Annotated in this window: 18 protein-coding genes and 1 riboswitch; of the genes, 12 read left to right on the top strand and 6 right to left on the bottom strand. The window is 36.9% G+C overall.

Translation table 11 applies throughout. The features are described from left to right. Positions 1–175 precede the first annotated feature (175 nt). Positions 176–2,185: a methionine--tRNA ligase gene (metG, locus tag IGJ93_RS10225; RefSeq protein ID WP_071868866.1), complete on the top strand. Its 2,010-nt coding sequence runs from the start codon at positions 176–178 to the stop codon at positions 2,183–2,185. Between the two features lie 63 nt (positions 2,186–2,248). Here the strand turns inward: metG and IGJ93_RS10220 are convergent, their stop codons facing one another. After that, on the bottom strand, positions 2,249–2,833 hold the full coding sequence (locus IGJ93_RS10220; RefSeq protein ID WP_071868867.1) for a hypothetical protein: 585 nt from the start codon (positions 2,831–2,833) through the stop codon (positions 2,249–2,251). A gap of 176 nt (positions 2,834–3,009) precedes the next feature. Between IGJ93_RS10220 and IGJ93_RS10215 the strand changes: the two genes are divergently transcribed. The 7 genes from IGJ93_RS10215 to IGJ93_RS10185 all read left to right on the top strand — a co-directional run bounded on the left by IGJ93_RS10215 (position 3,010) and on the right by IGJ93_RS10185 (position 9,962). Further along, entirely contained in the window at positions 3,010–4,320 is a 1,311-nt protein-coding gene (locus tag IGJ93_RS10215; protein WP_075491674.1) for an APC family permease, read from the top strand. A gap of 303 nt (positions 4,321–4,623) precedes the next feature. Continuing rightward, positions 4,624–5,397 (top strand): TatD family hydrolase, encoded by a 774-nt coding sequence (locus tag IGJ93_RS10210; RefSeq protein WP_086270735.1) that lies wholly within the window; start codon positions 4,624–4,626, stop codon positions 5,395–5,397. After that, positions 5,394–5,957 (top strand): ribonuclease M5, encoded by a 564-nt coding sequence (gene rnmV / locus IGJ93_RS10205; RefSeq protein WP_067482567.1) that lies wholly within the window; start codon positions 5,394–5,396, stop codon positions 5,955–5,957. Before IGJ93_RS10210 ends, rnmV begins: the two co-directional genes overlap by 4 nt. Next, positions 5,950–6,837 (top strand): 16S rRNA (adenine(1518)-N(6)/adenine(1519)-N(6))-dimethyltransferase RsmA, encoded by an 888-nt coding sequence (gene rsmA / locus IGJ93_RS10200; protein ID WP_075491678.1) that lies wholly within the window; start codon positions 5,950–5,952, stop codon positions 6,835–6,837. Before rnmV ends, rsmA begins: the two co-directional genes overlap by 8 nt. Before the next feature lie 428 nt (positions 6,838–7,265). Continuing rightward, on the top strand, positions 7,266–7,874 hold the full coding sequence (locus IGJ93_RS10195) for a hypothetical protein (protein ID WP_067482563.1): 609 nt from the start codon (positions 7,266–7,268) through the stop codon (positions 7,872–7,874). Between the two features lie 817 nt (positions 7,875–8,691). Continuing rightward, positions 8,692–9,432 carry a helix-turn-helix domain-containing protein gene (locus tag IGJ93_RS10190; RefSeq protein ID WP_071868869.1) on the top strand — a complete coding sequence of 247 codons (741 nt, stop codon included), beginning with the start codon at positions 8,692–8,694 and terminating at the stop codon, positions 9,430–9,432. Between the two features lie 17 nt (positions 9,433–9,449). Next, positions 9,450–9,962 (top strand): hypothetical protein, encoded by a 513-nt coding sequence (locus IGJ93_RS10185; protein WP_071868870.1) that lies wholly within the window; start codon positions 9,450–9,452, stop codon positions 9,960–9,962. Between the two features lie 282 nt (positions 9,963–10,244). Here the strand turns inward: IGJ93_RS10185 and IGJ93_RS10180 are convergent, their stop codons facing one another. Continuing rightward, entirely contained in the window at positions 10,245–11,354 is a 1,110-nt protein-coding gene (locus tag IGJ93_RS10180; RefSeq protein ID WP_067482557.1) for an ABC transporter ATP-binding protein, read from the bottom strand. Positions 11,355–11,558: 204 nt separating this feature from the next. On the opposite strand from IGJ93_RS10180, the gene IGJ93_RS10175 reads away from it, so the two are divergent. After that, a complete protein-coding gene (locus tag IGJ93_RS10175) occupies positions 11,559–11,990 on the top strand; it encodes a methylglyoxal synthase (RefSeq protein ID WP_067482555.1) in 432 nt (143 codons plus the stop codon). 157 nt (positions 11,991–12,147) lie between these two features. Then, positions 12,148–12,251, top strand: a riboswitch (THF riboswitch). A gap of 36 nt (positions 12,252–12,287) precedes the next feature. Further along, the gene (locus IGJ93_RS10170) at positions 12,288–12,824 is read left to right on the top strand and encodes a folate family ECF transporter S component (protein ID WP_067482553.1); all 537 of its coding nucleotides are present in this window, start codon (positions 12,288–12,290) and stop codon (positions 12,822–12,824) included. A gap of 48 nt (positions 12,825–12,872) precedes the next feature. Here IGJ93_RS10170 and IGJ93_RS10165 read toward each other — a convergent pair whose 3' ends face one another. Then, on the bottom strand, positions 12,873–14,636 hold the full coding sequence (locus tag IGJ93_RS10165; RefSeq protein WP_071868872.1) for an ABC transporter ATP-binding protein: 1,764 nt from the start codon (positions 14,634–14,636) through the stop codon (positions 12,873–12,875). A gap of 1 nt (position 14,637) precedes the next feature. Beyond that, entirely contained in the window at positions 14,638–16,353 is a 1,716-nt protein-coding gene (locus IGJ93_RS10160; protein ID WP_067482549.1) for an ABC transporter ATP-binding protein, read from the bottom strand. Between the two features lie 174 nt (positions 16,354–16,527). Here IGJ93_RS10160 and IGJ93_RS10155 point away from each other — a divergent pair, with 174 nt between their 5' ends. Together IGJ93_RS10155 and IGJ93_RS10150 are read left to right on the top strand one after the other, a co-directional pair. Next, complete coding sequence (locus tag IGJ93_RS10155) at positions 16,528–17,364, top strand: putative ABC transporter permease (RefSeq protein ID WP_270344617.1); 837 nt, start codon at positions 16,528–16,530, stop codon at positions 17,362–17,364. Between the two features lie 196 nt (positions 17,365–17,560). Further along, on the top strand, positions 17,561–18,718 hold the full coding sequence (locus IGJ93_RS10150; RefSeq protein WP_430596936.1) for a 3D domain-containing protein: 1,158 nt from the start codon (positions 17,561–17,563) through the stop codon (positions 18,716–18,718). 65 nt (positions 18,719–18,783) lie between these two features. Here the strand turns inward: IGJ93_RS10150 and IGJ93_RS10145 are convergent, their stop codons facing one another. Next, on the bottom strand, positions 18,784–19,428 hold the full coding sequence (locus tag IGJ93_RS10145; RefSeq protein WP_067482545.1) for a lytic polysaccharide monooxygenase: 645 nt from the start codon (positions 19,426–19,428) through the stop codon (positions 18,784–18,786). A gap of 124 nt (positions 19,429–19,552) precedes the next feature. Then, complete coding sequence (locus IGJ93_RS10140; protein WP_086270740.1) at positions 19,553–20,395, bottom strand: helix-turn-helix domain-containing protein; 843 nt, start codon at positions 20,393–20,395, stop codon at positions 19,553–19,555. Positions 20,396–20,577 lie beyond the last annotated feature (182 nt).

The following is a 20,577-nucleotide window of genomic DNA, read 5'->3' as shown; positions in this document are numbered from 1 at the left end:
AAAAAACGTAACTTAATAAACGTACAAAGAATTCTAAGTTTTTCCTTTTTTTCAACTAGGAAGACGAGCATTCCTACCGAATTCCCTTTTCAAAAATTCGCTAACATTAAGATTATTTTGTGGTATACTAGCAAGGAAACGAATTCGCATCATGCGATAAAGGAGGAGGAGCCCCGTGGCAGAAAAGGAAACTTTTTATATTACTACGCCAATCTATTATCCAAGTGGCAAACTGCACATCGGTAACTCGTACACAACGATTGCCTGCGATGCTGTTGCACGTTACAAACGGTTGATGGGCTTTGATGTGTTTTATCTTACTGGAGTGGATGAGCACGGTCAAAAAATCGAAACAAAAGCAGCAGAATTAGGTGTTGAACCACAGGAATATGTGGATAAAATGGCTGCAGACGTGAAAAAATTATGGAAAACACTTGATATCAGTTACGATAAATTTATTCGAACAACGGATGATTATCACAAAGTAGCTGTTCAAAAAATCTTTGATCGTTTACTAGAACAAGGCGATATTTATTTAGGTGAATACGAAGGCTGGTATTCAGTTTCTGATGAAGAATTCTTTACAGAAACACAACTAGCTGAAGTTTACAAAGACGATGAAGGCAACGTGATTGGTGGGAAAGCCCCAAGCGGACATGAAGTTGAATTAGTCAAAGAAGAATCTTATTTCTTCCGCATGAGTAAATACGCGGATCGTTTGCTTGAGTACTATGAAGCACATCCTGAATTTATCCAACCAGAATCACGCAAGAAAGAAATGATTAACAACTTTATCAAACCTGGTTTAGAAGACTTGGCTGTTTCAAGAACGACATTTAGCTGGGGAATCCCTGTGACACGTGATCCAAAGCACGTTGTATATGTTTGGATTGATGCATTATCAAACTATATTACAGCGTTAGGTTATGGTTCAGATGATGATAGTTTGTTTGAAAAATATTGGCCTGCTGATGTCCATATGGTTGGGAAAGAAATCGTTCGTTTCCACACAATTTATTGGCCAATTATGTTAATGGCGCTAGACTTGCCATTACCTAAAAAAGTTTTTGGACATGGTTGGTTATTGATGAAAGACGGCAAAATGTCCAAATCAAAAGGAAACGTTGTTTATCCTGAAATGTTAGTTGAACGTTACGGCTTAGACGCATTACGTTATTACTTATTGCGTGCAGTTCCATTTGGCTCTGATGGTGTCTTCACACCAGAAGATTTTGTTTCTCGTGTAAATTACGATTTAGCCAATGACTTAGGTAATCTATTGAACCGCACTGTTGCGATGATCAACAAATATTGTGAGGGTATCGTTCCTGATTATGCTTCATTAGTAACGCCTTTTGATAGTGAACTGTCAACAACTGCTGCAAACGTAGTTGGACGTTACCATGATGCCATGGAAAAAATGGAATTTAATACAGCTTTAGCTGAGGTCTGGGTATTGATTTCTCGTGCGAATAAATACATTGATGAAACAGAACCTTGGGTATTAGCAAAAGACGAAGAAAAGAAAAATGAATTGGATAGCGTAATGGTTCATTTAGCTGAAACATTACGAATTGCAGCCATTCTGTTGCAACCAATCATGACTGAAACACCAGTCAAAATCTTCAAACAATTGGGATTGGATGCGGAATCCATGAACTTGGAAGGCTTACACTTTGGTGAGTTTCCTTCTGGAACAAAAGTTATTGCTAAAGGTACACCAATTTTCCCACGTTTAGATATGGACGAAGAAGTTGCTTATATCCAAATGAAAATGTCTGAAGGAACCCAAAGTACAGAGGACACAGTGAAGTGGGACCCAGAAGAAACAGAATTTGTTTCTTCAAAAGAAAAACAAATCAAATTTGATGTATTCGACAAAGTTGAATTAAAAGTTGCTGAAGTTATCAGCTGTCAAAAAGTGGAAGGTGCAGATAAATTACTGCAATTCCGTTTAGCCGCAGGGGATAGTCAGGACCGTCAAATTTTATCTGGAATCGCAGAATATTATCCTGATCCAAGTGAGTTAATCGGCAAAAAGCTTGTGATCGTGGCAAACTTAAAACCACGTAAGATGCGTGGTCAAATCAGCCAAGGAATGATTCTCTCAGCAGAAGCACCGGATGGCTCATTGCAAGTAGTTGAAGCGCCAAAAGGCATGCCAAATGGTTCAGAAATTGCGTAAATAAAAAAGGAATCCAATCGTAATGATTGGATTCCTTTTTATTTACATATAAATGATTTTGTATCACTTTACTGAAGGAAATCTTTTCAATCGTTTTTTCAAGCGAGTAGGTAGCAACGCACTTAAAACGGTGAAAGGAATCGCAAAGATGTACCAAGAAATTGTTCGTCCAATGCCATATCGTTGGTAGAGGCTCATTAACATCAAGTGAAGTAAGCACAAACCAATAATTAACGAACCGGCGAGAAACCATTGATTATCCCATTTGAAATAACGTAAGCTCATGACAAAAACAGGATAAAGGTAAAAATAGATGCCAACCAAGGTGACACGCCAATTTTTAGTAAAGGTTCCAATGTTAAGCAAAAAGAAAATTGCAGATAAAATAATTCCTAGCGGTGGGAAAAGACTAACTAAAAAAGAATAGACGATGCTCCATAGAATCAAACCGGGTCCTCTGAATAACGCGACTAAAATTACTAGACCAGTGAGTAAAAGGAGCTGTTGACTAAACGAAGCGATGGTCAAAAGACCAAAAAGAATCAGCGTGGCCCAATGCCAGCGCGACTGTTGTTGTTCTTTTCGTGTAACTGAAACATGATCTGTGAGAAAATTTGCTAATTTTGGATGTGAACGTTGAAAGTCCAAAAGCAAAACCTCCTTTAAATAGAAACTGGCTAAATTGTAATCAAAAAGGAAAGAAAAAACATCCGACTTAAGGGGGATTTTTTTGAAAACCCTTTATTAGATTTGTGCGTAGCCAAGGGGAAAAAACTCGGTTATACTAGCAATTATATTAATAAAAATAGGAAAGAGGATGAGGAATGGGAAATAAATTAAAACGTGAAATTAATTTGTTTGGCGCATTAGCAACAGTTATGGGAACTGTTATTGGAGCAGGAGTTTTTTTTAAGACCGCTTCAGTAACTGCTAGCACACAATCACCGAGTTTAACACTTTTTGTATGGTTATTGGGTGGCTTTTTGACCATTTGTGCCGGGTTGACTGTTGCAGAATTAGCCACAGCAATTCCAGAAACAGGTGGAGCAGTTAAATACATAGAGGCTGCGTATGGAAAATTACCAAGTTTCTTATTAGGTTGGGCGCAAAGTCTGATTTATTTTCCAGCAAACATTGCGGCTCTTTCAATTATTTTTGCAACACAGTTGACGAATCTCTTTCAGTTATCCACTGATTATCTGGTATTGATTGCAGCTGTGACTGCTTTGTCAGTAACTGGATTGAATTTATTGGGGACAAAAGTTGGTGCAACTGTTCAATCTGCTACACTTATTATCAAATTGATCCCGATTGCAGTAATTGTTGTTTGGGGGTTAATGGTTCCCGGATCTGGTACGGTTCAGCTCTTTCCAATTGAAGCGGGGAAAGATGTTTCCTTTATGGAAGGATTGAGTAGTGCGTTACTGGCTACTTTGTTTGCGTATGATGGTTGGCTAGGTGTCGGCGCAATTGCTGGTGAAATGAAAAAGCCAGAAAAAGATTTGCCTAAAGCAATTATTTTAGGATTAAGTTTTGTGACAGTGGTCTATTTGTTGATTAACTTTGTTTTCTTGAAGACTTTACCAATCGAAGGAATTGCTGGAAACTTGAACGCAGCATCGGATGCTTCAGCAGTGATTTTTGGTTCATTTGGTGGAAAGTTAGTTACGATTGGTATTCTGATTTCTGTTTATGGCGCGCTGAATGGCTACACGTTGACTGGAATTCGTGTTCCTTATGCGATGGCCTTAGAAAATGAACTGCCATTCAGTAATCAGTTAACAAAATTATCAAAGAAATTCACAGTTCCTTACGTGCCAGCAATGTTTCAGTTGGTGATTGCCTGTATCATGATGACGATGGGTTCATTTGATTTTCTGACAGATATGTTAATTTTTGTGATGTGGCTGTTTAGTTTACTGATATTTATCGCTGTTTTTGTTTTACGCAAGAAAGCGCCAGAGATGAATCGTCCTTACAAAGTGCCGCTTTATCCGGTGATTCCGCTAATTGCGATTATTGGCGCAATTTTTATCTTAGGAATGACAATCTTAACGCAGACATCACTTGCGATGATTGGGATTGGCGTGACGTTATTAGGAATCCCAGTTTACTTATATAAAAATAAGAAATAAATAAAAAAGAGATTGGGGCTTACTCAATCTCTTTTTTACTTGTCTAACGCATTGCTAAGCTTAAAGATGGTTTTTTTAGCACATTTCTTCAGTTTATTCGTAACAAAAGAACTTGAAAATGAATTGTTGTTCATCAGGTAGTTTCCTGAAAAAATAAAATAAAAAGCAGTGATTTCTAAAAAGAATTTCTTGTTTGCTAGAATGAGAAACTTGAAGTTCTGAAACTCTCACAATCTTTTTTTCCGTCCCACTTCTGTCTCAACCGTTTATGTGCTAAAGTAGGAAAGAAAAGGAGCGATTTGAATGATATTTGATTCTCATACTCACTTAAATGCGGAACAATTTAATGAAGACATTCCCGAAACAATTGAGCGTGCTAAAGAGCTGGGCGTGACAAAGATGGCTGTGGTTGGCTTTGATCAACCAACGATTGAAAAATCCTTACAGCTTAGTCAAGACTACCCAAATATTTATAGTATCATTGGCTGGCATCCAACTGAGGCTGGTAGCTATACCAAAGAAGTTGAACAACAATTACAAGAACGATTGACGTTACCTAAGGTTGTGGCATTAGGAGAAATTGGTTTGGATTATTATTGGATGGAAGATCCAAAGGAAGTTCAAGCAAAAATTTTTCGTCGTCAAATTGCGATTGCCAAAGAAATGAATTTACCAATTAGCATCCATACGCGTGATGCGATAGAAGATACGTACCAGATTTTAAAAGAAGAAAAAGTCCACAATATTGGTGGAATCATGCATAGTTTTAGTGGTGACTATGAGTGGGCACAGCGCTTTCTTGATCTGGGTATGCATATTTCCTTTAGTGGTGTTGTGACATTCAAAAAAGCTTTAGATGTCCAAGAAGCTGCAACGAATGTTCCTTTCGATAAGATGTTGGTAGAAACGGATGCCCCTTACCTTGCGCCGGTACCTTATCGTGGTAAGCGAAATGAACCTGGGTATACTCGCTATACGGTTGAAAAAATTGCGGAACTTCGCCAAGTACCTTTTGAAGAAATTGCTACACACACATGGCACAATGCACATCGCTTATTTGGGATTTCAGAAAAATGAGTAAATTGACTATTGAAGAAATTGTAGTCGTTGAAGGAAAAGACGATACCAGACGATTGCAAGAAGTCGTGAATGTCGATACGATTGAAACAATTGGTTCAGCAATTAACGAAGCGATTTTGATGCAGATCGAGCATGCACAAGAAACAAGAGGGGTGATTGTTTTTACAGACCCAGATTTTTCAGGCGAAAAAATTCGTAAAACAATTATGGAAGTCGTACCACAAGCGAAACATGCCTTCTTACCTCGAAAGCAAGCTCAGCCAAAGAAAAAGGGTAGCTTAGGTGTTGAACACGCAAGCAATGAAGCCATTCTTGAAGCATTGAAGAAAGTTGTGACACCTAGCGAGGAAGAGTTTGACGAAATCCCTAGACAGATGCTTTTGGACTATGGTTTAATAGCGGGAGCACAAGCCAAAGAAAAAAGAGAAAAACTTGGGGATGAACTTAGGATTGGTTACACCAATGGCAAACAATTAGCGAAACGCTTGAAAATGTTTCGCATTACACCAGAAGAATTGACACAAGCAATGAAAAAAGTGGAGGCAAAACATGACTGAATATCGTGAGATCGCAACACCCTCTCGAACAAAAGAAATCTTGAAAGAACATGGATTTCAATTTAAAAAAAGTTTAGGACAAAATTTTTTAACAGAGCCTAACATTCTACGAAAAATCGTTGAAACAGCTGAGATCAACCATGAAACAAATGTAATTGAAGTAGGGCCAGGAATTGGCGCACTGACTGAACAATTAGCCATGAATGGAAATCAAGTCGTCGCATTTGAAATCGATGATCGTTTGATTCCAGTATTAGCAGATACACTTCACCGTTATCAAAATGTTAAGGTTGTTCACCAAGATATTTTAAAAACGGACTTGGCTACTGCTGTCAAAGAATATTTTACAGAAGATTTACCATTAAAAGTGGTCGCAAATCTTCCCTATTACATTACAACGCCAATCATGATGCACTTTCTTGAATCGGACGTACGTGTGGATGAAATGGTTGTTATGATGCAAAAAGAAGTTGCAGATCGAATTTCTGCAAAGCCTGGTACCAAAGCTTACGGCTCACTTTCAATTGCCGTGCAATATCATATGGATGCGTCCTTAGCATTTATCGTTCCTAAAACAGTTTTTGTACCACAACCAAACGTTGATTCAGCGATTTTAAAATTGACACGCAGAGAAGAACCAGCTGTTGAAGTCACGGATGAAAAAGAATTTTTCCGTTTGACGAAAGCCTCATTCCAATTGCGTCGCAAAACATTATGGAACAATTTGCAACACGCTTATGGAAAAGACGAAGCAACCAAAGCGTGGTTGACTCAAAGTTTAGCTGATGCAGGAATTGATCCAAAACGTCGTGGGGAAACACTGTCATTAGAAGAATTTGCTGCATTAAGCAATGCGATGATGGCGAATAAACAAGGGTAAGAAGTATTGTTCAAAAAATAGTTATCACAGAAAAGCGGAGCAGGATGCTCGCGTTTTTCTGTGATTTTTTTATCAAGTAGGATAAAATTTGGAGGAAAATGCGTACTTATAATAGGGATAGGATGAAAAAAGCAGCACAACTAAGTCACTTTCTAAATCATCTTTCGAATGACGAAAGGATGCTTTTGAAGTAAGTTAGCAACACAATTATTTTAATTGGAAAAGAAGAATGACTTGATAGCTCTATAATAAAATTGATGAGCTGACAGACATATCCAATTTGAAAAACATTTATACGATCCAACTAAGTGAGTAAAAAAAGAATTTGTCGAAGATTGTTGGCAACTTCTTTAAGTGTCTTGACAGATACATGGAATATCAGTACAATAAACAACATCAATGTGTCAAGACACATAAGGAGAGAAAAAATGAAAAAAAATTCTGTTCGTCACTTAACTATTTCTGCACTGCTGATTGGGATGGGAATCATCATTCCTTTAGTTATGCCAAAAATCATGATTCCACCAGCATCTTTTACCTTAGCTTCGCATGTGCCATTATTCTTAGCAATGTTTTTTTCACCAGGGGTAGCTGTTGCTGTCGCTTTAGGAACAACGTTTGGGTTCTTTTTATCGACACCAGTCATTATTGCATTAAGAGCATTGTCACACATTATTTTTGCAGTAGTTGGTGCTTGGTATTTGCAAAAGAAACCTGGAATCGTCTTGAAGGATGGAAAATTTACGCTAGCAAACTGGAAATTTCAAGGCTTTAATTTTGTCATTGGGGTTATCCATTCAATTGCCGAAATGTTGGTTGTGAGTGCTTTTTACTTTATGGGTAATATGCCTGATACGTATTATTCAGAAGGTTATTTCTACACAGTATTTATTTTGATGGGAATCGGTGGATTGATTCACAGTTTGGTTGACTACAATATTGCTTACTTTGTTGCGGGCACGTTGAGCAAATATTTTGATATTCCTGTATTTACTGCAGCGAAAGAACAGGCGAGGAAGATGGAGAAGCTTGGCTAAAAATAATTGAATGAGAAAAATTGATTAGATTTAGTTATTGTTGAATTTTTCAAATACATTAGTAAAAAATAGGTAACCTAAAACAGATTTTGTTTTAGGTTACCTATTTTTGTTTAACACGTTTGGCTAGTAAGTGAGAAAAAATAGTTGTAAAATCATTTGCGCTAAAATCTTTTGATTCATCAATTGTAAAATGCTGTCATTTGGGATTGAATAAGAAAATTAGTAAGAAAAAAGAAAGTTCACTATTAGCTAAGCTTTGTTTACAACTTGAAGAATGCAAGAGCACTTACTTTTTTTTACATTAGCAATCAATTAGCTTATGGCATCTAGAAAAGAGCTGCCAAAAAAAGTGAGCGATTTAATGGAAAAATATTTTTGATTGTTCTTTTAAAATGAATTTTCGAAAAATATTTTTTCTAAAAAAAACAAATTTTAAAATAGAAAGTCTAAGATGCGTACCCAAAATTAAAAATAATAAAAAAACTTATTGAAAGCGCTATCTTTTTATGGCATAGTGTAACTGAAGGTGCCTGATAAATAAAATCGTACGATTGAATGAAGAGGTGGTTGGAATAAAAATAACTTTTATTTGGCGTGGTTGGCGTACATATTGTTGTTTAATGGCTATATAATATTGTTATTTATATGCTCAATTATCTTCCTGATTAGTCATTTAGTTCGTTTGCTATGTAAAAAAGCACCAAATGGCTACGATATGTTTTGTAGCAAGCCTACTAGCTATGAATTTTGTCTTAACTTGGTTAACAACTTCCGTTAGTCTGATTGAGACAACTATTTAATGGAGGGAACAAAAATGAGTCTAGGAGACAAACTGAAAGAAGAACGTCTAAAGAATGAGTATACGCAAGAAGATATTGCCAAAATATTGAATGTTGCACGCTCCACTGTTTCAAGCTGGGAAGTGTCGAGAACATATCCTGATCTTTCTTTCCTGATTACTTTAAGTAAATTATATGGAGTAACAGTCGATTATTTAATTAAAGATGAAGAAGAGACAATTGACAACAATCAGACAATAAAAACAATGGGTTCTTTGAATCAGAAACAAAAATATTTTGGATTTGGCTTTTTGGCTTGCTTCATCTGCGCACTGTTGATTGGCTTATTTTTTCTGAATACGGCGAATCAGAGTACAAAAAAAGAAAAAGGACAAAAAGAACCGGTCGAGTATATTATTCCTTTGACGGATATCATGGATGTTACGGTCAAAGAAATCCCTTACGGTAAAGATAATAAATATCAAGTTCCTGAAATAACTGCAAATGTAAAATTACGTGAAGGCTGGAAAGAACCGGGATGGGTTTTTCATTTTGATAATAATACGGGAGCTGCGTATATTCATCTTTCACAAAATAAAGTGTATAAAGGTGAACCTTTTCCGACCAACTATTTTCCAAAATTGAGTTTTGTCGCTGCACAGTATGTTAGGGATACCGAGTACATGGATATTCCTAAAAAGATTATCTTGATTGACGATAATACCGCAGATCCCCCAAGTACAGCAAAAGAGCAACGGGTGATTTGGGAAAAATAAAAAAGGAGTGTTTAGAAATGAAAAAATTTGTTTGTCTGGGCTTGGTTACGTTTGGAATGTTACTGTTTGGTCAGCCAGCACAAGCTGCTGAAATTACTAACGATGTGGCACCAGAATTGGGGAAAATTTACATAGATGAGCGTGAGTCTGACTTGACTGACATTCTTTGTACGACTTCTGAAGGTAGATATGTGATTAATGAGAATAAGCTCGTCTTACTAGATAAAGAAATCCCAGGTGTAACGCCTTTTATCTATCATGATGTACAGCTTTTAAGCGGTGATGTAACAGGCTACAGCTTTACGATTGCAGGAAACACTCGATATACTTACCTAACTACTAATCATAATAGTGATTGGAGTCCGAGAGCAATGATTGTAAATCAAAATGGCGCGCAAATCCAATATTGGGAAGTGTACGGGACACCAGCTTCAATCGCTGATACAACATCAGCTACTGCAACGTATTATTTCGGTTTAAGAAACTTATCTTCCAGTGCCATGAATTATGGAATGAATATGATGTTTTAAAATAAGCAAACGAGTGTCTGGAACATCATCATTTTGATGAATGTTCCAGACACTTTTTTACGAACAAATGATGTTCAAAAAGTAAATTTCTCGAAAAACAAGCCGAATAATTTCAAAAATAGGCAGAGCTATTTCCAAACTGTTTTTCTTTTTTAGAGCTGAACGCGTTTGTCACAAGCTCTTTTATCTTTTTTTGTAATCGAACAAGGCCCTAGTATTGCAAAAAAAAGAACTGCACCGTTGGTTGCGGTACAGCTCTTAAAAAGGGGGCATCAATTAAAATTAAGGTAAAGTAATCACATCTTCTGTTTCTTTATCGAAGAAATGTCCTTTATTGATATTGAAAGCAAGGTCAATCATCTCGCCTGGTTTGTGGAAATCACGTGCATCGACTTTTGAAATAAATTCAGTTGAGCCAGTTTTTGTGTAAAGCATTGTTTCTGCACCTAGTAATTCTGAAACCACAACTTCAGAATGAACGACTGCTTCTGGTGAAGCATCTAAAGCAATTTGTTCGCTATGGATGTCTTCAGGACGAATACCGAAGATGACTTCTTTGCCGTTGTAGCCTTTTTCTACTAAGATTTTATTTTTTCCTTCTGGAATGCGAAGTCTTAATCCGTGACCATCAGTAATCACACCGTCATTTAGCGTTACATTGAAGAAGTTCATTGCAGGTGAACCAATAAATCCAGCAACGAAAACATTCACTGGTGTGTCATAAACTTCTTTTGGTGAACCAATTTGTTGAATAAATCCGTCTTTCATAATAACGATTCGATCTGCCATTGTCATCGCTTCTGTTTGGTCATGGGTAACGTAGATTGTTGTTGTTTCTAAACGTTGGTGTAATTTAGCAATTTCTGCACGCATTGCTACACGTAATTTAGCATCTAAGTTTGATAAAGGTTCATCCATCAAGAAGACTTTGGCATCACGAACGATTGCACGACCTAAAGCAACACGTTGACGTTGTCCACCAGATAATGCAGCTGGTTTACGAGATAGGTATTCGGTTAGACCTAAAATTTCTGCCGCATTTTCAACCCGATTTTTGATTTCAGCTTTGTCATATTTTCTCAATTTCAAACCAAATGCCATATTATCAAAAACAGTCATATGAGGATAAAGAGCGTAGTTTTGGAAAACCATTGCGATATCACGATCTTTTGGAGCTACATCATTCATGACTTTTTCGCCAATTTTTAATTCGCCTTCCGTAATATCTTCTAAACCAGCAATCATACGTAAAGTAGTTGATTTCCCACATCCAGATGGTCCAACAAAAACAATAAATTCACGATCTTGAATATTTAGATTAAAATCAGTAACTGAATAATTTTCTGCATTATCGTATTTTTTATAAACATGTGTCAACGCCATTTCTACCATAGTAAATTCCACACTTTCTATAAGTTTTATTTGACTAAAGTATAAATGAAAGCGCTAACCTGTAACAACGGCAGAATGAACAAGAATTTGTCTGTTTTTTGGTCAGAGTGACGAAGAAGCAAAGAAAATCAAAAAAATGGTAACAAAAAATTTAAACGGTTTCCTAAGTTTGTTACACTAAAGAAAAGAAAGGAAGTGTGACTGATGAAAATTGCTTTGATTGCACATGATCGAAAGAAACCATTGATGATTAAATTAGCGACAGCTTATCAAACGATTTTAGCGAAACACGAGCTTTATGCAACTGGGACGACAGGTTTACGAATTCAAGAGGCAACTAATTTGCCAGTTCATCGTTTTAAATCAGGTCCGTTGGGAGGCGACCAACAAATTGGGGCAATGATCTCGGAAGACGAAATTGATTTAGTCATTTTCTTGAGAGATCCACTGGCAGCGCAGCCACACGAACCAGACGTAACAGCGTTGATTCGTTTATCAGATGTATACGAGATTCCTTTGGCAACCAATATTGGCACAGCTGAAGTTTTACTGCGTGGATTAGCAGCGGGATATTTAGATTTTCGGACGGTCGTTCATGAAATGGAAAAAGAAGCGATTTCAACGGAACATGAATGAATTTTCGGTATTTTATCCAATAATATGAATAAATACTAATGGAAGTTGTTGAATAGCGAACATAAAAGACGGAAATCATAGTAACATTCAGTTTTCCTGTTTGCTAGTCAATGATAATTATGTTATATTTTGTGAGGGAATTGTTTCCCAAAATAAAATCAGAGTAGGAAATAAAGCGTTAAGTGCTGGGAGGATGGGATGTTGCCACCTGGACGAAGGATAAGGGAACTTATTCGCGGTTTTATTTTCGCATTCGCTGCATATTATTGTGTAGCAGCTCTTAAAGGAGATGCTAAAATGAAAAAAAATCGATTAGACGCACGGATGATAGCGATCATGGGGCTGTTGATTGCCTTAATGGTTACTTTATCACGACTAATATCTATCGAAACACCTTTTATCAAACTCAGTGTAACATTTATTCCACAGGTCATCATGGGGATTTTATTTGGCCCTTTTTGGTCTGGTATTGGATCAGTGTTAGCTGACCTTGTCGGAATGGCATTATTTTCAAAATCAGCATTCTTTATTGGGTTTACCTTGAATGCTTTTATCGAAGGTGCGATTTACGGCTTCTTTTTCTATAGAAAAGAAATTACTTGGAAAAATGCTATCTTAGCAACACTGAGTGTCACGTTGATTATCAATTTGATTTTGACGCCACTTTGGCTAGCTTTGATGTATCATGTCCCACTGTTTAGTTGGGTCGTTTGGGCACCACGATTGTTGAAAACAGTTATTTGGATCCCGCTTCAATCAATTGCAATTTACTATGTTGGACGAAGTATTCCTTATAAAAAGATTTTGCAAAGTCTAACAGTTCGCACGAAATAAAAATAAAAAAACAGGCAATCTTCCCATCCCAGAAGATTGCCTGTTTTTTTATTGATGTGTAAATTGTGCTTGATAAAGTTGATTGTAGTAACCAGCTTTTTTTAATAATTCATCATGTGTACCCATTTCAACGATTTCACCATGATCCATGACCAGAATTTGGTCCGCATTTTTAATAGTGGAAAGTCGGTGCGCAATTACAAAGCTGGTTTTCCCTTCCATCATTGTCAAGAAGGCTTGTTGGATTTTCTTTTCGGTTAGCGTATCAACAGAACTAGTTGCTTCATCTAAAATCAGCATGGGCGGGTTACTAATCATCGTTCGTGCAATCGTTAATAGTTGTCGCTGACCATCGGAAATTTTTAGTCCTTGACCACCGATTTTGGTTGAAAGTTTTTCTGGTAGTCGCTCGACAAATTCATACATATAGGCAGCTTTTAATGCTTCATTGATTTCCTCATCACTAGCACTTGGATTGCCATAGCGAAGGTTCGCACGTAAGGAACTGTCAAATAGCCAAGTGTCTTGTAAAACCATACCAAAGCTTTTGCGCAAAGTCGTTCGTTTGATGTCACGGAGATTGTGACCATCAATCAGAATCCTTCCGCTAGTGGTATCATAAAATCGCATTAAAAGATTGACCAGCGTTGATTTCCCGGCACCTGTTTTTCCGACGATTGCAATTGTTTGCCCAGGTTTTGCTTTGAAATTAAAGTCTTCAATCAAACGCTGATTTGGATCATATGAAAACGAAACGTGTTCAAAAACGACTTCTCCTTTGATTGTGTTGGGATCCAAAGCAAACGCATTAGGGGCGTCAGGTGTCTCTTCGGGCTGATCAATCAACTCGAACGCTCGATCCAATCCAGCAAAGGCCGTTTGAATTTGCGTAGTGATTCCAGATAATTCGATAAAAGGCTTAGAAAATTGACTCGAATAGATGGTAAAACTGGAAATAACACCAACGGTAATTGCTGACCCGCTTCGTAAAGCAAGCAAGCCGCCAACTAAACCAATTGACAGATAAGCTAAATGATCGACAAAACGGGAAGAAGGATTTGTCAAAGAAGAAGAAAATTGAGCACGCTGTCCCTTGACGTAAAGTTCTTGATTCAATGTTTCAAATGCCTGTTGACTAGCTGTTTCTTGTTGAAAAGCTTTTACGATTTTTTGATTTCCAATACGTTCAGTCACAAATCCGGAAATGTCACCAATAATTTTTTGCTGTTGATTAAAGTCGTTTTGGGAAGAACGTGCGACCAGAAAACTGACTAAAAAGATAATCGGGGTGGCACATAAAACGACAACTGTTAGCAACGGACTCAAATGAATCATAAAGATAAAAGATAAAATGATGATCGCAACGCCAGAAAATAATTGATTGAAGGCTGCTGCAATGGCGATAGAAATGTTATCCATATCATTGGTAAAACGACTGACGATATTTCCGTGTGCTGTTTGGTCATAATAGCGAAGAGGCAAACGGTTCAATCGTTCAAAAGCATCTTTTCTCAGCGCCGCTACCGAGAGATAAGCAAGCCGGTTACTTAAGACTTGAATCAACCACTGACTAAGAACATTGACGAGTACTACACCACCAAAGAGTAACAATAAATGAAAGAGTTCTTGAAATTGAACCCGTCCGATACCAATCATCAGATCAATACTTTGGCCAATTTGTAACGTCATGACGACGGTCGCGATACCGTTCAGCAAACCAAAGAAAATCGCTAAAGTAATTTCTTTAGGATAAGCCATCAGGTAGGGGATAAATCGTTTGAATAACTGCATTGAGAATTTTTTTTGTTTCATTTTATTCCTCCTCCTGCGATGCCACGATTTCTTGGTATTCTTTTGATGTACGCAACAGTTCAGCATTTGTTCCTTGAGCGACAATCCGTCCTTGATCCATGACTAAAATAGTTTCTGCTTCTTGGATTGAACGAACTCGTTGAGAAATAATCAGTACGGTACAATCAAGGGAAGTTTTCAAAGCTTTGCGTAAATTCAAATCTGTTTGATAGTCAAGTGCACTTAATGAATCGTCAAGAATTAGTAACGCTGGTTTTGCAATCAAAGCACGTGCGATGGTCAAACGTTGTTTTTGACCACCAGAAAAGTTTTTCCCGTTTTCCATAACTTTGGTGTCCAAACCATCAGGAAGTTGACGAACAAAATCGTCAGCTTGTGCAATTGTTAAAGCTTCCCAACATTCTTCATCTGTGGCATTCGTTTTGCCCCAATGCAAGTTGTCTCGGATGGAGCCAGTGAAAAGCACAGCTGTTTGAGGAACCATGGCAATTTGCGCTCGCAATTTTTCCATTTCCCATTGTCGGACATCTAGCTCGTCAACGAGAACCTCACCATTACTTACATCGTAGAAACGAGGAATGAGCTGAGTCAGAGTTGTTTTACCACTACCAGTGGGTCCAATGATGCCGACAATCGCATTTTTTCTCACTTGAAAATTGATGTTTTCCAAAGACAAACCAGAAGCTGGTGTATAGCGGAAATCAACGTGCTTAAATTCAAGGATTATCTGACTGTCAAGCGCAGGTGTGCTTGCGTCTGGCATTTCTTGGATTGAATTTTCCATGGTCAAGACTTCTTTGACACGTTTTCCTGAAGCTTCAGCACGGGTAAAAATCACGACTAAATTAGAAACAACAATCAAAGCTAACAACATTTGGTTCATATAATTGATTAACGCTAACACTTGTCCTTGCTGTAGTCCGCCAATATTGACTTTGATTCCACCAACTGTCAACAGGCAAATAATGCCTACATTCATGATTAATGTTGTGGCAGGGGTCAAAAGTGCAGAAATATTTGAAACGAGCAAATAATTTTTTGCCAGATCATCGGTACTTTCGTCAAAGGTTTTAACCTCTGTCTTTGTTCGACCAAAGGCGCGAATGACACGAACGCCACTAAGATTCTGACTAACGATTTCGTTTAAGTGATCTAATTTTTCTTGTACTTTTTGGTAAAGAGGAATTGTTTTTTTAATAATGAAATACAAGATTACCGCAAAAATGGGTAAAAAGAGTAAAAAGAACAAGCCAATTTGCCAATCAATGATAAAGGCCATCACGACAGAACCAATGCTTAAAAATGGCGCGCGGATCAATAGCCGGATAACCATCGCTAAAGCTAGTTGCAATTGATTGATATCATTGGTCATTCGGGTAATCAAGGTATCTGTTCCAAAATGATTTAGCTCGCTGTGGGAAAGTGTATTGATTTTTTTCATGAGTTGGTTACGTAACTCCGTACCGAAACCTTGCGAAGCAACTGAGGAATAGTATTGACAAATAATAGCACAAATCAGTCCGATAATTGACATGACAACCATCCAAATACCCATTTGAATGACTACACCTGTATCATTTTTTCTAAGTCCGTTATCAATCAACGAAGCCATCAATAAAGGGAGAATTAATTCAAAAACTGCTTCAAGAAATTTGAAAAAGGGTCCCAAAATGATTTGCTTACGATAGTCTTTTGCATAACGCAATAATTGAATCATATGATTCCTCCTAAGTAGTAAAATTTTCTATATTTATAGTAGAAAGAAAAACGATAAGTACATTACACATTGTAGCTTATGAAATTTGGAATGAAAAGCCAGCAAGCTCTTTCATTAGAGTTTCTTTTCATTTTTCCAGCTTATTGATACAATAAAAAGAAAAAGGAGGCACTTATGACCGAATTTATCCGTGTAGTATTGCTATTTTTTATTTATTCATTTGTCGGTTGGTTATGGGAAACAGTTTACTGTTCCATTAAAGCCAAACATTTCGTGTATCGAGGATTCTTAGTTGGTCCAATTACGCCAATCTATGGTTTTGGGATTTTAGGGGTATTGTATTTTATTGAACCATTCCAATCGAACCTTGTTTTACTGTATGTTTTATCAACTGCTCTGGTCACGATTTTGGAGTACCTGACTAGCTTTGGCTTAGAAAAATTATTTCATGCCACTTGGTGGGATTACCATGATGTTCCATTGAATATCAATGGAAGAGTTGCTTTACCAGTTTCACTTTTCTGGGGTGTGGGCTGTGTCTTGATCGTGAAAGTAATCCATCCGCATATTTTGATTTTGGAACGATTTTTGGCGGAACACTTTAGTTTTTACTTGCCAGTTCTTTTGATTGGGCTAATTATGATGGATCTTGGTTACACATTAGCGAATTTACAAAGTTTCCAAAAAGCAGTCACAGATTTACAGAAAGCAATTAATGAACAAAAAGCAAACTTGCAAGAAGTCTTTGAAAAAACCAAAGACGAATGGGAAGAACGACAAAAAACTTCTGGCACAGTTTTTGGCAAGGGAATTGTCTCAAAACCAGAGAAAAAATCTGCTGGTGATTGGTTACAAGCATTTAAAGAATCGACGAAAACCAATGATTATTTGCCACGTTTGAATTATACGCAACGACGCTTCTTAAAGAATTTCCCACAATTGTCATTGAAAGAAGGAAAAGATGTCAATGAAATTCGCCAATTAGTAAAAGAATTGCGCAAAAAAAAATAACTAGCAAATTTGCTCAAAAATAAAGCAATTGAACGAAAAAAAGTTCAATTGCTTTTTTATTTTAGCTAACAGTTAATCGAAAATGGATGTGAACGAATTATATTTGTAATAAATTGTAATATTTCTGACATATGAATTGTAATAATCATTTGTATAATGTAAGAGTTGGTATTTTAGGAGAAAGGTGTTGGAGTTCGTGAAGGCAAAAAAAGCCTTAGTTATGCTTGCTGTCTTATTGTCAGCAAATTTAGCACTACCCTTAGTGACTCAAGCAGAATCTCTTGATTCTTTAAATGAAAAAGAACAAGTTGCAAAACGTCAGGGTGAAGAAATCAGTGTCGAAGTACAAGTGGCATTGAATGATGTTAATGAAAAGTATCAAGAAGTTGAAAAAATAAAACAAGAGATTGTTCAAAACAAAAAAACGATTGATCAATCAAAACAAGAAATCAAGGAGACCGAAGCAACGATTGAGAAACGCAAAGAAGCCGTTGCACAACGACTAAAAGATGTTCAAATCAATGGTTCAAACGAGCGAAATTTACAAGCACTTTTAGACGCTGAAACTGTGGCCGAATTTATCAATCGTGCATACGCTGTTCGTGTTCTTCATCAAGCAGAAAAAGATAAAATTGCTAGCTTAGATAATCAAAGACAAAAGTTAGTTGATCTCAATCAAAAATTAGAGGATACACAAACTTCATTAAAGGATAATCAAGTTTCCCTAGAAGTCGAAGCGGACTCTTTGAATGAAAAAGTTGATTCTTTAAAACAAAAACTAACAGATAATCAAGTGACGCTTAGCGAAATTGCTAAGAATAAAGAAGCTGAAAAAACGCGAATTGCTACAGAAAACGCGAAAAAAGAGGCTGCTGAAAAACAAGCAAAAGAAGAAGCACAAAAACAGGCTGAAAAAGCAAAAGAAGAAGCAAAAGAAGAAGCACAACAAGCAAAAGAAGAAGCACAAAAATTGGCAGCAGAAAACGCAGAGAAGGAAACTGAGCCAGCCAAAGAAGAGTCAAACGAAAAGCCAAAAGAAGACACATCAAAAGAGGAAGTACCAACGTCAGGTGCTACTCGCATGATGGAATCTACGGCATATTCTTTTTCAGAACCCGGTTCAGGACATATCACTGCAAGTGGGTTAGATTTGTATGACAATCCACAAGCAATTGCCGTTGATCCAAGCGTGATTCCACTGAATTCAATCGTAAATGTTGAAGGCTATGGTGTAGCAATTGCCGCTGATACAGGTGGAGCAATCAAAGGAAATATTATTGATGTTCACTTTACAACGGTTGAGAAATGCGTTGCTTGGGGACGTCGTCAAGTAAAAGTAACCGTCATGAGTTAAAACTTTTCATAAATAAAAAAGAGGCTGAGACAAAGCGCATGCGCGTTTTGCCTCAGCCTTTCTTTTTATTGTGCTAAATTAGTCAAGCGATTTCCTTGTTTGACGTTTACATCAATTACATTGTAAAACGCATTTGGTGTGTCATCAATATCCCAAACGGCTAAAACCACGTGGTAGCCTAGATGATCTGTAGGAATTGTTACCTCATGAGTTTTATCTGTTGAAGCAACATCACCATCGTGATCGATTGTATCAATTAATTGTAATTCATCGCGAGTTAATGGTTTGTTTTGATCCCAACCATTTTTCGTAATATAGTAATGCCATTTTGTTGTTGCATGGTCGGCAGTAAATGTCCAAGAAAAATTATTTTTACCGGTGAATACTGTATGTTTGGTCCAACGATCAGCTGTTTGTTTGTCTAAAGTATAATCACCCAATACACCATCAGCTGAAGCAATGTGCCCATCAGCAGGTCCAGCTTGTGGGAACCCTTTTTTTCCTTCCAGTGATTGTGGGTCATCAATTACAGCACCATATTTATCATGCGCGGCACTCCAACCTAGCTGATTTTTGTCTAAAAAGCCTTGATAACCACGACTGGCTGGTTCTTTGACATACCCATGTGCATCAACAGAAACAGTTGTTAATGCAGTCAACCCAGTTGCAACTAAAACGAAACTTAACCCTAGCAGTGTACTCTTTTTCATCTTGAAACCCTCCAAAATAAATAATCTGTTTGAAATAAAACTCAGTTATTTCAACAACAAGTAGTATAAAATGGAACAGTTTTGAAAAATTATTTTGTATGTTATTGCAACAAAAATTATTTAATCAACTATAAGTTGTCTTCAATCGAATGATGAAGTCCGTCATTGCTGTTAGACCTAACCAATCAAAAAAATGAATTCCTTGATCGATTTCGGCAATTGCGCTTTGATCGCCTTGAGCTAAACGATCCAAGGCAGAAAAAATTTTATAATAAGCTATATTTAAGCTATTTGTATGTAATTCTGCTAGTTTTTTTAGTTCAGTAAGAAAAAGAGTTCTTAAAGTAGCTGATGAACGAGTAAAAGACAGTCTGACGCCATTTAAAATAAAATTGGCTAATAAGTTTTGCTGGACAGTTGTATCTTGATAAATCCCCATTTTAGTGACGCTATGATAGAAGGAACGTACGATATAATCTGTTTTAAAAATAAAAAGACATCTTGAAAAGATTGAAAGCTCAAAACGCCCCCAGGTATCAATATGTTCTAAATAGTTCATAATCAGTTGTATTTCTTTTTTCACCTCAGGAGTGGTTGCTTTGTTTTCCAAATGATTAAGGATGATTTTTCGTTGGGCGTAAAGTAAACGGTAAAAAATATTTCCGGTTTTTTCATATTCTTTTAGTAATTCGTCTTCTTGTGCAGAAGTGAGTCCAGGAGTCATAAGAAAATAATTGGTTAATTTTTGCTTTGGCGACAGCGAACCCTCGTTTAGTAAAAATTCGTATTCCTCTAAGGTCACATTCATTTTTTCTAAATAATTAATCAAAAGCTCAAAACTGATTTTTGTTCCACGAGATTCGAAAGCAGCGAGTGTTCCTCGTTGGGAAATTCCCATGGTCAACTGCTCCTGAGTAAAGCCACGTTCTTTTCTTAACTTCCGGATCAAAAAAGCATGTTCTGGCATCTTTAACACTCCTTTTGTTATTTTATTTCTAGTTTAAGATAACACACTCCAATTCGAATGAAGAAAGTCTTCTTTTGTGCTGCCTTTTTATTAAAAAGTGTGAACACCCTTTTGTTTTAAGGATATTTTGTTGCAATAGCGTACAAAAAAATCTTTTTTACAGGAGGCTGTTTATAATTGAG

This window comes from Enterococcus sp. DIV0174, assembly GCF_050529065.1.
GTDB classification, from domain to species: Bacteria; Bacillota; Bacilli; order Lactobacillales; family Enterococcaceae; genus Enterococcus_B; species Enterococcus_B thailandicus.
This window is presented reverse-complemented; position numbering and strand designations above follow the sequence as displayed.